The organism is Cellulomonas sp. (assembly GCF_036279715.1).
GTDB lineage: Bacteria > Actinomycetota > Actinomycetes > Actinomycetales > Cellulomonadaceae > Cellulomonas_A.
The window spans coordinates 1-13,510 of sequence record NZ_DASUIR010000170.1; the positions used below are offsets into that span (position 1 = coordinate 1).

13 protein-coding genes, 1 tRNA gene and 1 pseudogene are annotated in these 13,510 nt (G+C 67.3%); 11 read left to right on the forward strand and 4 right to left on the reverse strand.

Annotation, left to right across the window (positions count from 1 at the left end; translation table 11 throughout):
• Positions 1-24: 24 nt before the first annotated feature.
• Positions 25-98 (forward strand) — tRNA-Met (locus VFW79_RS15960).
• 445 nt (positions 99-543) lie between these two features.
• A complete protein-coding gene (locus tag VFW79_RS15965) occupies positions 544-1,218 on the forward strand; it encodes an SDR family NAD(P)-dependent oxidoreductase (protein ID WP_329678274.1) in 675 nt (224 codons plus the stop codon).
• Between the two features lie 184 nt (positions 1,219-1,402).
• Here VFW79_RS15965 and VFW79_RS15970 read toward each other — a convergent pair whose 3' ends face one another.
• On the reverse strand, positions 1,403-2,902 hold the full coding sequence (locus VFW79_RS15970; RefSeq protein ID WP_329678283.1) for a GAF domain-containing sensor histidine kinase: 1,500 nt from the start codon (positions 2,900-2,902) through the stop codon (positions 1,403-1,405).
• A 100-nt stretch (positions 2,903-3,002) separates the two neighbouring features.
• Positions 3,003-3,674: a response regulator transcription factor gene (locus VFW79_RS15975; protein WP_329678275.1), complete on the reverse strand. Its 672-nt coding sequence runs from the start codon at positions 3,672-3,674 to the stop codon at positions 3,003-3,005.
• Positions 3,675-3,842: 168 nt separating this feature from the next.
• Between VFW79_RS15975 and VFW79_RS15980 the strand changes: the two genes are divergently transcribed.
• From VFW79_RS15980 to VFW79_RS15995, 4 genes are all read left to right on the forward strand, one after another.
• Positions 3,843-4,979, forward strand: a complete 1,137-nt coding sequence (locus VFW79_RS15980) for a hypothetical protein (protein ID WP_329678276.1) — start codon at positions 3,843-3,845, stop codon at positions 4,977-4,979.
• A 116-nt stretch (positions 4,980-5,095) separates the two neighbouring features.
• Positions 5,096-5,986, forward strand: coding sequence for a 4Fe-4S dicluster domain-containing protein (locus VFW79_RS15985; protein WP_329678284.1), 891 nt, complete (start codon positions 5,096-5,098; stop codon positions 5,984-5,986).
• Entirely contained in the window at positions 5,983-7,878 is a 1,896-nt protein-coding gene (gene nrfD, locus VFW79_RS15990; RefSeq protein ID WP_329678277.1) for an NrfD/PsrC family molybdoenzyme membrane anchor subunit, read from the forward strand. Before VFW79_RS15985 ends, nrfD begins: the two co-directional genes overlap by 4 nt.
• 587 nt (positions 7,879-8,465) lie before the next feature.
• Positions 8,466-9,461 carry a PIN domain-containing protein gene (locus VFW79_RS15995; RefSeq protein ID WP_329678278.1) on the forward strand — a complete coding sequence of 332 codons (996 nt, stop codon included), beginning with the start codon at positions 8,466-8,468 and terminating at the stop codon, positions 9,459-9,461.
• Between the two features lie 333 nt (positions 9,462-9,794).
• Here the strand turns inward: VFW79_RS15995 and VFW79_RS16000 are convergent, their stop codons facing one another.
• Entirely contained in the window at positions 9,795-10,154 is a 360-nt protein-coding gene (locus VFW79_RS16000) for a zinc ribbon domain-containing protein YjdM (RefSeq protein WP_329678279.1), read from the reverse strand.
• A 103-nt stretch (positions 10,155-10,257) separates the two neighbouring features.
• Here VFW79_RS16000 and VFW79_RS16005 point away from each other — a divergent pair, with 103 nt between their 5' ends.
• Positions 10,258-10,977, forward strand: coding sequence for a DsbA family oxidoreductase (locus tag VFW79_RS16005; RefSeq protein ID WP_329678280.1), 720 nt, complete (start codon positions 10,258-10,260; stop codon positions 10,975-10,977).
• Positions 10,978-11,100: 123 nt separating this feature from the next.
• Here the strand turns inward: VFW79_RS16005 and VFW79_RS16010 are convergent, their stop codons facing one another.
• Positions 11,101-12,057, reverse strand: coding sequence for a GlxA family transcriptional regulator (locus tag VFW79_RS16010; RefSeq protein WP_329678281.1), 957 nt, complete (start codon positions 12,055-12,057; stop codon positions 11,101-11,103).
• A gap of 70 nt (positions 12,058-12,127) precedes the next feature.
• On the opposite strand from VFW79_RS16010, the gene VFW79_RS16015 reads away from it, so the two are divergent.
• The 4 genes and pseudogenes from VFW79_RS16015 to VFW79_RS16030 form a co-directional block, all read left to right on the forward strand.
• The gene (locus VFW79_RS16015) at positions 12,128-12,766 is read left to right on the forward strand and encodes an HD domain-containing protein (protein ID WP_329678282.1); all 639 of its coding nucleotides are present in this window, start codon (positions 12,128-12,130) and stop codon (positions 12,764-12,766) included.
• A gap of 38 nt (positions 12,767-12,804) precedes the next feature.
• Positions 12,805-12,942: pseudogene (locus VFW79_RS16020) on the forward strand (hypothetical protein); the annotation flags it as partial.
• A 297-nt stretch (positions 12,943-13,239) separates the two neighbouring features.
• Positions 13,240-13,383: a hypothetical protein gene (locus VFW79_RS16025; protein ID WP_329678286.1), complete on the forward strand. Its 144-nt coding sequence runs from the start codon at positions 13,240-13,242 to the stop codon at positions 13,381-13,383.
• Positions 13,358-13,510 (forward strand): ArsR family transcriptional regulator (locus VFW79_RS16030; RefSeq protein WP_329678285.1); only part of this gene is annotated, 153 nt, incomplete at its 3' end. The genes VFW79_RS16025 and VFW79_RS16030, both read left to right, overlap by 26 nt.

Genomic DNA, 13,510 nt, shown 5'->3' on the forward strand with positions numbered 1-13,510 from the left:
CGTGCCGTAGAGTGGTGGAACCGGCGCGGGGTGGAGCAGCTCGGTAGCTCGCTGGGCTCATAACCCAGAGGTCGTAGGTTCAAATCCTACCCCCGCTACTAGTAAGACAGCAGGTCAGAGGCCCTTTCTCCCTTCGGGGAGGGAGGGCCTCTGGCGTTGTGGTCAACGGATGGTCAACATGGCTTGCCGCCTGCCACGCGGAGCGGGCAAGCGGACCCGTCAGCGGACTTCTATGGGCGCCCGCTGACGGGCTGCGCAGGACGTCACAACAGCGGGTGGCGGACGGCAGATCACCAGATGTAGGCAAGAACTTCCCCGCCGACGCCCACCTCGCCTGGCGCTGACACCATCGCTGGGAGACGCTGCACGTGTACGGCAGCGCAGGGGAGGGCCACATTGTCGCGCCCCACCCGCCGACCAACCGCGGCGCTCGACCCCAGAGCCACCGGCGTTCCTCGTTGACGGTCGTGCGTGTGATTCGCGGCATGCTCCACGGGGCTCGGGCTATCGTCGACCAGACACACTCTTCGGAAAGGGACGGCCATGCCCACCATCGCGATCATCGGAGCCGGACCGGGCCTCGGAGCCGCGGTCGCGCGCAAGTTCGGTGCCGAGGGCTTCTCGATCGCGCTCATCTCTCGGGATCAGGCGAAGCTGGACGAGTTGGCGGCCCAGCTCCAGGACGGCGGCGCAATCGCGCGCGGTTACGCGGCGGATGTACTGAACCCCGCCTCCCTCGAGGTCGCCCTCGCGCGTGCTGTGGCCGAGCTGGGCCCAATCGCCGTGCTGCAGTACAGCCCTCTGCCCTCTCGGGAGTACCTCAAGCCGGTGCTCGAGATGACGCCCGAGCTGGCGCTGGAGGCGCTACGGTTCTCGGCCCTGGGGCTCATCCACGCGGTTCGATCAGTGCTGCCCGCGATGCGGACGGCGGGCGACGGCAGCATCATCCTGATCAACGGCGGCACGTCCGTGAAGGCGCGAAGCGACTTCGCGGGCACGTCGATCGCGTTCCCTGCCGAAAGCGCGTATGGCGAGATGCTCCACGACGCACTTGAGGACGAGGGTGTCCGTGTCGTCCAGCTCGTGATCCCCGGAGGCATCCCGAAGCTTCAGCTCGAGAACGGTATCGACGGCGTGGCCGAGCGCATCTGGGAACTCCACGGTTCCCGGGGCCCGTTCCGGACGATGCTCGTCCCGCTGGAGGAGGGCCGGGAGTAAGGCGCGGCTACCGACACTCGCCCTTCACCCGGGAGCGCCCCATTGAGTGGTGCTGCCCCGTGCGCGGCCGCCCGTTGACGCGTCCCGACGCGAACTGAGTCGCCTGGGGAGGTTGGAGGCTCGATTCTGGGCGTCGACAGACGCAACACATGTGTGTGTCTGGGCCGTTCACGAGTGTGCGTGCTCATGTCGACCGGCTCGCCTCGGACTCACCGGCATGCGCGCTCATGTGAGTGAGCGCGAGGGGGGCGGAAAGCTGCACCCTGGTTCCTTGCCCGCGCTTGCTGTCGATCACCAGGCTTCCTCTGAGCAGCTTGGTCCGCTCTTGCATGCCGCGAAGCCCTAGTCCGTAGTCCACCTTCTTCTGACCGGTCCGACTGACCGGAACTGAACCGCGGCCGTTGTCCGCAACCTCGACAACGATCTGGCCGCCGCCGAAGTGGATCGTGACCTGGACCCGAGATGCATGGGCGTGGCGTTCCACGTTGTGCAGCGCTTCCTGCACGATTCGAAAGACGAGGAGCTCGTCCCGGCCACTGAGGCGGCTGCGGGCACCATGGACGACCAGATCGATGGTCAGACCTGCCCGCGCCCGGAGGTCGCCGACGAGCCAGTCGACGGCGTCGACCAGGCCCAGGTCGTCGATCAGGGAGGGGCGCAGGTCCCGGCAGTACCGACGGACGTTGTCCAGGGTCTCGGTGAGGATCCCCTGCGCTGCGGCAAGACGAGTACGCGCATCGGTGGGCAGTTCCGCGGCCGTTGCCGTGTCGATCTGCGCCAGCGTCAGGACGAGTGACTGCATGGTGTCGTCATGCAGCTCGCGCGACAGGCGCTTCCGCTCTTCCTCCTGCGCCTCGGTGGCCAGCTCGATGTAGATCTCGAGGTTCTCATTGGCGATCGACAGGGCTTCGAGCCCCTCGCGCGTGCTCGCGTGGTGACGGATGTTGCTCATCGCCGTGCCCAGCTGGTTGCCGATTGCCTCAAGCACGCGGTACTCGTCAGGCGGGATCGCCTCGTCCAGGTACGTCACGCCGAGGGCTCCGACGACGTCCCCGTCGGAGGTCAGCGGGACGACAGCAGTGCGGGCGACAGTCCCCGGACCGGATTCCCGCTGTACTTGGCCGCTGAAACAGGCTGCGAGGGTGAGTCCGCTCTGAACCTGGTTGAGCTCTGTGGGCACCTCGACTTGGCTCGCATCGATCACTGTGACGCCCGGTGAGTCTCGTCCCGGCAGTAGCTCGATCCATGCGACCTGACGTGTTGTGCGATCGAGCTTGGCACGCAACGTCTCGTGCACCACCTGGCCGAGGTCGAGTGAGTGGGCCACTGCCGACGCGGTCGCATTGAGTCGGGACAGCCGGGCGTTGGCCCGTTCCGTGGCCCCGGCCGCTGCCCGCTCCCGATCCACGCGCAGACCGACGATGAACGCGATCATGAGCACGATGGCGAACTGGACCAAGATCCCGACGCGAGTTTCTGCGCTGTGTCCGTAGATCTCCGGTGCCGACAGCACCAGTGCCCAGATCGTCGTCGGGAGAGCCCCCCTCACCCCGAAGCTCATGCCGGCGTACACCACGGGCGCCAGGAGGATCGACACCGAGAGCAGGTAGAACTGGGACTCGGCCAGCAGCAGCGGCTCACGCTCCAGGAGCAGGTGCGTGGTGTCGATGCCCAGCACGAGCATCTGGATCACCCAGAACCGGGGATCTCGTATGGGTAGCTGCAGCCGCCCGACCCAGCCGACAGCCGTGGAGGTTCGCCAGTGCCGCGGCTTGAGCGGAGTGCTACGAGGCATCGGGGAGTCGGATCGAGTGCATCCGCAGGGCGAGAGTGACAGCCTCAGTCCTGGACGTGACGTGGAGCTTGTCGAAGATGTTGCGCATGTGCGCTTCGACCGTGCGGGTACTGAGCACGAGATGCTTGGCGATGATCTTGTTGGTGGCGCCTTGAGCAGCCAGTTCCAGCACCTGCCGTTCGCGCTCGCTGAGCCTGAGCGGTCGTGGCTGGGTCCCTGACAGGTGGCCGAGGACCGTCCGCATGACGGAGGGCGACAGGGCGGATCCGCCTCGTGCCACCCGCACGATCGATTCCCGAAGTTCGGCAGCTTCGACGGTCTTGAGGAGGTAGCCGCTGGCGCCGGCCTTCAGGGCGGCCTGGACGTACTGGTCGTCGTCGTAGACGGACAGGATGATCACGGCGACCTCTGGCCATGACCCTGCGATGATCCGAGTCGCCTCGATCCCGTTCATGCCCGGCATGGCGATGTCCATCAGCACGACCGCTGGCCGCAACGCTCGGATCTGGTCGCAGGCTTCCTGCCCGCTCCCGGCTTCGCCGACCACCACGATGGAGTCGTCGGCGGTCTGGATCCGGTCGCGGATCCCGGCCCGGAACAGCGGGTGGTCATCGACGATGAGCACCGCTACGTGGTCTTCACGCACCATGACTGTGTTCACCTATTCACCCGTCTCGCGCGGCTCCCGCATCTTGCGTCGATGCTGCCGGACTTTGAAGATACGCCCTTCCGCACGCGATCACGTGGCCACAGGTCCGTGGCTTGCTAGGCAATAACACCTATGGTGCGAACGGTGGAAATGCTGAGCGACTCTGCGTAAAGCGCCGATGTGCAGCGCTGCTTCCCTGAAGAGAATCGATGCAGATCGGAATCGCGCCAGGGGCTCTGCCATTGCGTGCGATCCGGCAACGGGACGTTTCGAACGTCTCGAGGCAACCGAGTGATGGAGGACGCTGTGGCGATTGTGCCGAGCAATAGGAAGGGTGGCGCCCTCGGGGTCGTCGCACTGGCATCGGCGGCACTTCTGGTGCTCAGCGGCTGCGGGAGCACCGCGTCCGGTGAGGTGAAGGCGGGCGCCGCTGCGGCGTCGACCGAAGCAGCGCCGGCAGCCACGTCGGCGCTCGCCGCCGACGAGTGGGTTGCCAATCCGGGCGACTTCAAGGAGGCCGCGAACTGGGACTCCGCCAAGAAGCCCGAGATCACCCTCGGTGGCGGGGCCATCAACCCGAGCAACCTCGACCTGGTGGCGGGCGAGCCCTACCAGATCTCGATCACCAACAACGATTCGGTTGACCTGGGCGTCGGGATGAAGGACTTCTTCCGCAGCTCCGCGGTACGCAAGACCGAGTCCGGCGCTGAGATCAAGCTCATCCTCTTCAAGGAGATCTTCGTCAAGGCCGGACAGACCGTCGAGCTGTTCCTCGTTCCCGTGATGCCCGGCACGTACGACATGACCGGACTCGCCGCGAACGGCACGCCCGTTGACGGCATGACCGGCGCGGTCACCGTCACTGGTGCCGTCCCGACCACGCCGAAACCGACAATCGAGAAGTTGAGCACCGTCGGCGAGCCTGAGGGAGCGGCCGACATGCTCGCCGCGGCCATCCCCACCTGGGACGCCACGGCCACGGCCGTGACCATCACGATGGGCGACACCGAGGAAGCGCACTTCTTCGAGCCGACGGACACCGCGCTCAAGGTCGGCGTCCCCGCCACGATCACGTTCGTCAACGCGGGCAGCACGATGCACGTGTACGAGATGGCGGACTTCCTGAAGACCGCAGCCCTATGGCAGGTCACCGGCACCGGGGGCTGGAGCACCGGCGGCCTGGCCAAGCCGGCTGACGTCGAGGCCGGTGTCACCACGAGCCTGTCCGTCATTCCCACGCAGGCGGGCACCTTCGAGCTGACCGATTCCGCACCCGGCATGGAGAGCATGAAGGCGACGATCACCGTCACCGAGTAGCGCCCACTCGTTGGCGGGGGCCGGCCGGCCCCCGCCAACAGCCCGGCCGTCCGCCGCGCACCCCGACGTCAGGGACCGAGACGGTGGAACCAATTCTCTTCTCTGGAGTGTGCGTGATGCAGATCCACAAGCGGAAGCCAAGCGAGGGCCTGGCGATCGGCCCACGGGCCGATCTGGGACTCACCCCGACGATCGACAGTGGCGTCGACCGGGGCAACCTGTCGCGGCGCAACCTGCTCCTTAGCCTTGGCGCGGCGGGCGTGGCTTCCGCCGGCGGCGCCCTGGGCCTGATCGCCTTCCGCGACGAGGCGGCCGCGGCCGAGGCGATCATGGACCCGAGCCTGGAGCACCAGTGGTGCCGGGTCGTCGACCTTCGCAAGTGCACCGGCGAGCGCAAATGCGTGAGCTCCTGCCAGACCCGTCACGGCCTCCCTCCCGAGCAGACCTGGATGCGCGTCCTGTCTTGGCCGGATGAGCACGGCGGGGAGCACTACATGCCGGTGCCCTGCCAGATGTGCGAGAACCCGCCGTGCCAAGCCGTGTGCCCGGTCAGCGCCACGTTCACGAACCCGCAGGGCATCGTGCTCGTCGACCAGGAGACCTGCGTCGGGTCCCGCGCCTGCATGGCTGCCTGTCCCTACGAGGCCAGGTACTTCAACTGGGAGTCTCCCGCGCCGACCAACAAGATGCCGACTCAGTCTCTGAACACCCCGGAGTTCCCGTCGAACCAGATCGGAACCGTCGGCAAGTGCGTCCTGTGCGCCGACCGCATGCCCTATGCGAAGGAGCTTCCTGCCTGCGTCGAGGCGTGTCCCAATGGCGTGCACTACATCGGGGACCTGGTGACCGACGTCGCCGTCAATGGCCAGACGACGGTACGACTCTCGGCCTTCCTGAAAGAGGGCAACGCGGTCCGTTTCAAGGAAGAGCTGGGTACCAGCCCCCGCACGTTCTACATCCCAGGACATGGCCAGCCAATCGGTGGACCCTCGGAGGGTGTGTCATGAGCAGGTTCACTGAAGAATCGACTGTCATCGACAGTGCCCTGCGCTCTCTGCGCGGAGCCAGCGTGAAGTTCTGGGTCGCCATCGCGCTTCTCTCGATCATCGTAGGGTTCGGCGTCTTCGCCTGGGTCGTGCAACTGCAGCAAGGGATGGGGGTGGCGGGCTACTCCGACTCATCCTTCTGGGCGATCTACATCGCCAACGTCGTGACCTTCATCGGGTTCTCCTACGGCGGCGCCGTGGTCTCGGCGATCCTTCTGCTCACCGGCGCGTCCTGGCGCACCCCACTGGCGCGCATGTCCGAGGGAATGGCGCTCGTCACCGTGCTCATCGGGGCGGCCTTCGTGTTCCCGCACCTGGGGCGACCGGACCGTGTCCTGGGGATGATCACGCACGCCAACCCGGCATCGCCTGTGTTCTGGGACTTCGTCGCGATCATCACCTACACGATCGCCACGCTGGTGTTCTTCGTCCTGCCCCTCATCCCGGACGCCGCCATCCTGCTCGGCACGCACCCGGATGACCTCGGCCGCTCCCGGCGGTGGCTCTACAAGCGCGTGTCGCTGGGCTGGATGGGCTCGGCGAGTCAGCGCGGTGTGCTCCATAGGGCGATGGTGGCCATGGCAATCCTCATCATCCCCTTGGCCGTGTCTGTCCACTCCGTACTGGCGTGGGCATTCACCCTGGTCAGTCGGCCCGGATGGCACGAAAGCATCTGGGCACCCTACTTCGTCATTGCGGCACTGTATTCGGGTGTGGCCCTGGCGATCCTGGTCATCGCTGGGTTCCGCAAGGGATACCACCTCGAAGCCCTGATCAACGCGAAGCACTTCGTTCGCCTCGGTTACATCATGGCCACCCTCGGGGCGCTGTACATCTACCTGACCTTCGCCGACCTCCTCCCCGGCGCCTATGTCGGGGAACAGGGACCGGTCGAGATCGTGCATGAGATGATGTTGGGTCACGCAGCTGCGTGGTTCTGGCTCTTCCTCGGCGCGGGAACGATCGTTCCGATACTGCTGGTTTCTCTGCCGAGAACCCGCACCATCTCAGGCATGGTCGTCGCGTCGGTGCTGGTGGTGATAGCCATGTGGATCAAGCGCTTGATCATGGTGGTCGAGACTGCGGGCTACGACCGACTGACCATGTCCTTCGACAACTACTTCCATTTCACCTGGGTTTCGATCGCCGTCACGTTGGCAGGCGCCGCGGCAATACCGCTGCTGCTCATGCTTCTCTTCCGGGTCGTCCCGCTGCTGGCAGTCGACGAGATCCAGGAGCTCTCGGATGATGACGGGCTGACCGCGCAAAGCGACGCCGCACCCGAACCTGCGCCTCGTGGGCACAAGGCTGCCGTGGTGGCAGGCGGCCTGTTGTTGATCGGGTTGTTCGCGGTTGGTATCGGGCGCGCGCAGCCGGCGTCCGCTGAAGGGGCGGTCACGGACCCGGCACAGATCGCCGTGACGGCAGCGTCGGCCGGCCCGGAAGTGGACGTCACGGCGACGGTCACTTCCGCCGACCAGGCCGTTGCCGACGCGTCGGTGTACTTCTACGCGAGCACGCCGATGTTCGCCGGTGAAGGCAACAAGATCCTCCTCGGCAAGGTGCTGACGGGTAAGGACGGTGTTGCTCAAGTCAGCTACGTCGCCTCGGAGATCGGCCGCGTCACCGTGACGGCCAAGTACTACTTCGACCCCCAGGGAGCTCCCGTGACCAGTGAGGCGCAGTTTGAGGTGACCGAGGCCAGATCGCCGTACGTTCCCGCCGAGGCTCGCCCGCTCGATGGCACCGGAGAAGTGCTGGTCAGGTTCTTGTTCGCACTGGTGGCCGGTGTGTTCGCCATCATCACCGTGCAGGTCGTGCGCGTCAGTCGTGGAATGCGCACTGTTGGGTGACCCGCGATCGGTCTTCGACGACCGACCCACCCTAGGGAGCGGGCGATCGCGAACTGAGTCGCCTGGGGCTGACAGAGGCCCAAGTGCTGGGGCGAGGGACAGGTGATCGGCGATCACGTCGTGTCCGCCCGTGTGCTTCGATCGTGGGGTGAGCCGCTCAAGAGGTGTGCAGATGCCCATGCACGTGCCGCTGACCTGCGGCGATGCGCGACGCCTCAGAGGTCGGTCGCAGGATCCGGTGATCCCCCCGCTACTAGTAGGACAGCAGGTCAGAGGCCCTCTCTCCCTTCGGGGAGGGAGGGCCTCTGGCGTTGTGGTCAACGGATGGTCAACATGGCTTGCCGCCGGACGGGCGCGTACGGCGCCGGTTCCAGGCGGACGTTGGACCAGGAGCTGACGCCGGGCGCCGTGCAATGACGTCCATATGGCGTACGCACCGAGGGTGCCCAGGGGCGGTTGATGCACGCGTGCCAGCAGTCGGTCTAGCAGGGCTGCTGGACCCGCAGACGCGGGACGCCGACACGTTGGCCGACGAAGCCGCGTCCGCGAGGAAGGGGTGGAACTCGGTGGCCGATACCTTGGGACGCATGCTGCACCTGCTCGTTGACACGTCGACGTGGCTTGACGTGTCCAAGCGGCGTGACGGGCAGCGGTGGATCGTCGCCCTCCGCGTCCTCATCCATCAAGGTGAGGTCGAGTTGATCGTGCCCTCGCTCGTAGTCGATGAGTTCGAGCGAAACCGGGAGCGGATCGAGGCCTCGATGACGGCTAGCGTTGCCCAGCGGTTCAAGCTCATCAGACAGGACTTGGACGACTACGGGGGCACGGGCAATGAGCATGCGTTCAATGTCATCGAGGATCTCGCCCGCCATGTGCCGCTGATCGGCGCGATGACGACCCGCAACTTCGACGAGGTGCTCGCGCTGCTGCGCGCCGGGCGGGTCGTGACACCGACCGATGCGAACCGCCGTGCTGTGGTCGAACGCGGCCTTGCGAAGCAGGCGCCGTTTCACCGGTCGCGCAACAGCGTTGCAGACGCGTTGCTCATCGAGCTGTACGCAACCGCTATCGACGGCGCTGACCTTGCGCGCGAGCCGCATGCGTTCGTCACTTCGAACAGCGATGACTTCTCGCTGCAGGGTGGGGACCAGCGCCAGCCCCATCCGGACATCGCCGCAATCTTCGCGCGAGAGGGGTCGGTGTACGCGCTCGGCGTCGACGGGCTCAACCATCTCCTCCTCGCGTACTTCGAGCACGAGATAGAGGAGCTGTTCGCTGACACCTACTTCGTCGAGGAGCCACGGCGGCTGGACGAAATCGTGGATGCCGAGAAGCAGATGTTCGATCGCATCTGGTACCACCGCTCGCTCCAGCACGAGTACCGGTTGCAGGACGCTGGCGACCGGGCCGCAGTCGAGCGGCTGCTTGCGATCGCTGGCTCGGGACGGAAGCGCGTCGAGGAAACCTATGTGCAGCCCGGTGAGCTCGGGCCCTACACGGACTTCGAGCTCGGCATGCTCAACGGCAAACTCTCCGCGCTGCGTTGGGTCCTCGGGAGCGAATGGGACTTCCTCGACACGTAGGTGGTGAGCCGCTTCACCTCGAGCGCCCAAACGCCGCGGCCGCAGACCGGCCGGCCATCCAGTCGATCACCGGAACTCTCCCGCTGATGTGGGCCGGTTAGGTCGTCAGCGCGCGCACGACCTCCGCTTCGGGCAGGTCCAGTGCGTCTGCGAGGAGCCGGTCAGCAGGGCCATGGTGGGGATCAGGTGGTAGACGCTGATCTCGATCCGGGGAGCGTCTGTGCGGTCTTCGTCGCGCCACAGGGCGGCCCGCCGTTTCGACCGGTCGACCGCGAGGCGTGTCGTCGACGAGCACAGCCGCGAGACGGGCTCGGGTCCGCCGAGAACGCGGCGTCAGACCTTCTTCACCACGGAGGACTTGAGCTGCATCGCCCCGAACCCGTCCACCTTGCAGTCGATGTCGTGGCCGTCCACGCCGTCGATCAGGCGGATGTTGCGGACCTTGGTGCCCACCTTGATGGCGGTGGGGCTTCCCTTGACCTTGAGGTCCTTGATGACGGTCACCGTGTCGCCGTCAGCCAGGACGTTGCCGACGGCGTCCGTGACGACGGTCTCCGTGCTGTCGGGCTCGGAGGCCTCGTCCGCAGAGGTGGGTTCCCACTCGTGCGCGCACTCGGGGCACACGAGCAGTGCGCCCATCTCGTAGGTGTACTCGCTCGAGCACGTCGGGCACGGAGGCAGGGAGTCGGTCACGGCGCCCAGGGTACCGAGAGGTTGGCGCACGTGCGGTCCAGCAGTGGTCGATGGACGGAGGTGCTCCCGGAATGCCCGCGCCACCGCGCCGGTTGGAGCTTCGGTGGACACAGCTGAGACCCGCCCCGCGACCGAGACCAGCCCCGTCGACGTGCATGTGTGGTCCGACGTCGCCTGCCCGTGGTGCTTCGTGGGGAAGAGGCGGTTCGAGAGCGCGGTGCGGGACTTCGGCGGCGAGGTGACCGTCGAGTACCACTCCTTCGAGCTCTCGCCGGACACCCCTGTGGACTTCGAGGGCAGCGAGGTCGACTTCCTGGCGTCGCACAAGGGCATGCCAGCGGTGAAGGTTGCGCAGATGCTGGGCCGGATGGCCGAGCTGGCGGCCGCCGAGGGACTGAGCTACGACTTCGATGCCGTGCGCCACACCAAGACGCTGCTCGCCCACCAGGCGATGCACCACGCCAAGGCCGAGGGCAAGCAGCTGCAGCTCGTCGAGCGGTTGTTCCGCGCCTACTTCGAAGAGGGTCGTCACGTCGGGCACGTCGACGAGCTCGTGACGTTGGGTGCCGAGGTCGGCCTCGACGAGGGGACGATGCGCCAGGTGCTCACCGACGGCACGTACGCGGACGCGGTCCAGGACGACATCGCCCTCGCGCAGGAGATCGGGATCAGCGGCGTGCCGTTCTTCGTCATCGGCGGCCGGTATGCGGTGTCCGGCGCGCAGAGCCCGGAGGTCTTCGCCACGGCGCTCGAGCGTGCCGCCCGGGACGCCGTGGTGGAGGCGTCCGCGGTGGAGTCGCGCGTGGTCGAGCAGTCCCGATGAGTGGCGCACCGCACGAGCCTGACGCCGCCGGGGTCCATCGGGCGACGGTGGGGCTTCCCGGTCTCGGTCATCTCGAGGCGGTCGGTGACGTCGACGCCGGGCTCTGCGTCGACGGTGTCTGCGTCATCCCGCCCCGCGCTGGAACTGCTGGCGATACGCACTCGGCGCCACCCCGACAGCGCGCCTGAACAGGACCCGCAGGTTCGCGGGGGTGCCCAGACCGGACAAGCGGGCCACGACCTCCATGGGCGCGTCGGAAACCTCGAGCAGCTCGCGTGCGCGGTCGATGCGGGCGGTGAGAAGCCACTTCATCGGCGGTTGTCCGGTCTCGTCGTGGAACCGGCGCATCAGCGTCCGACGGGACAGGCACGCCTCGCGCGCCAGCTGGTCGACGGTGAGTGGTTCGTCGAGGTGAAGGATCGCCCACGCACGTACACCGTCGAGCGGGCCGGGGCGCCGCGGGAGTGCCGGGCGATCGATGAACTGGGCTTGCCCGCCGGTGCGGTGCGGAGCGGCGACGATCGCCCGCGCGCGGTTGTTCGCCGCCACCGCGCCGAGGTCGGTGCGAATGATGTGCAGGCACAGGTCGATCCCGGCGGCGACCCCTGCCGACGTGAGGACAGCACCATCGTCCACGTAGAGCAGGTCCGGTTCCACGGTCACCGCGGGGTAGTCGCGTGCCAGGGCGGCCGCGTGCTGCCAGTGGGTGGTCGCGCGACGCCCGTCCAGCAGCCCCGCGGCGGCGAGCACAAACGCGCCCGTGCAGATGGAGACGACACGGGCACCACGCGCAGCAGCCGTCGCCAGCGCCTCGCGCACCTGCGGGGACGGTGGGACCGGGCGCGCCTGACCGGGTACGACGATCGTGTCAGCGCGCGCGAGGACGTCGAGGCCGCGCTCGATGAGCAGCGCCGGAGCGTCGGCGACGGGCACGGGTCCAGGTGTCTCGGTGCACACGGTCACCGCGTACGGGCCGTCGGTCCAGTTGCCGAAGGTGTGGACCGGGATGCCGTAGTCCAGCGCGAGGACGCCCGGCAGGGCGAGCACCGCGACCCGGTGCGGTCGGTGGAACGGAGGCATGGCGCAATCCTATCGAGAGTGGGCATCGGTGCCACTCCCGGAGACCGGGCGCGCTGCCTACGGTCGTGCCATGAACACGATTCCCGCTCTCCCTACCACTCCTCTGGCCGTCCGCACGGTTGAGTACGTCCGCGCCTGCGAGACCGAGTCTGTGGCCAACCACAGCATCCGCAGCTACCTCTTTGCCGAGCTTCTCGCCGTGCACGAGGGGCTCCGACCCTCGGTGGACTTCGACGCTGACCTGCTGTTCTTCGCCTGCGTCCTGCATGACCTCGGCACGTCACCGGCCGCCAGCGGCAACCAGCGGTTCGAGGTCGACGGTGCCGACCTCGGCGCGGCCTTCCTCACCGACAACGGGGTCGACACGCGCCGCGTCGACCTGGTGTGGGAGGCCATCGCTTTGCACTCGTCGTCGGGCATCGCCGAACGTCGGGGCACCCTCGCGTACCTCACACGCAAGGGCGTCGCACTGGACTTCGGCGCCGGCTCAGAGTTCGTCACGGACACCCAGGCGGACGCCCTCCACTCCGGCTACCCCCGCCTGCAGATGGTCACCTCGCTGGTCGACGAGATCGTCCGACACGCCGCGCGCAGCCCCCACAACGCCCCGCGCTACACCATCGCCGGCGAGCTGGTGCGCGAGCGAGACCAGGACGGTCATGCGACGACGCTGGAACAGGCGGCCCTGACCTCGCGGTGGGGTGAGTGACGGTCGCGCCGTCACGCCCGGGGCCGACGACGGCGCTCATGTACACGCCTGCGCACTTCGCCCCCGACGACGACGCATCGGCCCGCTTCCTGGCCGAGGTGGTGGCCGGCGACACGGCGTGGGTAGGCGCGCTGGTGCGCCGGCCCACCGACCGGCACGAGGTACGCCGTGAGCACCCGTGGAGCGTGGACGACGCACCGGCGCAGTTCTCGGCTGGTCAGCTGCGGGGTATCGCAACCGCAGGTACGTCCCGTTCTGGGCTGCCAGCTGAGTTGCTCAAAGTGGGCGCGGATCGCGCCGTTGTTGCCATCCTGGCATCGCGGGGGCGGGTGGGGCCGGGATCGGGCAGTCGATGCCCGGGTCCAGCTGAGGAGCTAGCGCGCGCACGGCGGGGTGGAAGCGAACACCATGCGCTCGGGTTCCCACCACGACGGGGTCACCACACGGGCGACTCGGCACGTTGGAGGCATCTCATGAGCATCACGACACCCGTTCGCCAGTGCGTGGCGGTCGTCATCTACGAGGACGCTTCCAAGGACCTGGCTCGTGCGCACCGCGGGCTGATGACCGCGGTGGAGTTCCTGGAGGCCGGTGACGACGTCACGGCCGGTCCGTGAGCTGCTGGCGGAGATCGACCTCGAGGCGTCGAACTTGTCCCAGCAGTTGGCGGTGCTGCGTCGGGCGGGCATCGTGAGCTCGTATCGCGAGGGTGCGACGGTGATGTACCGCCTGAGCACCCCGGCA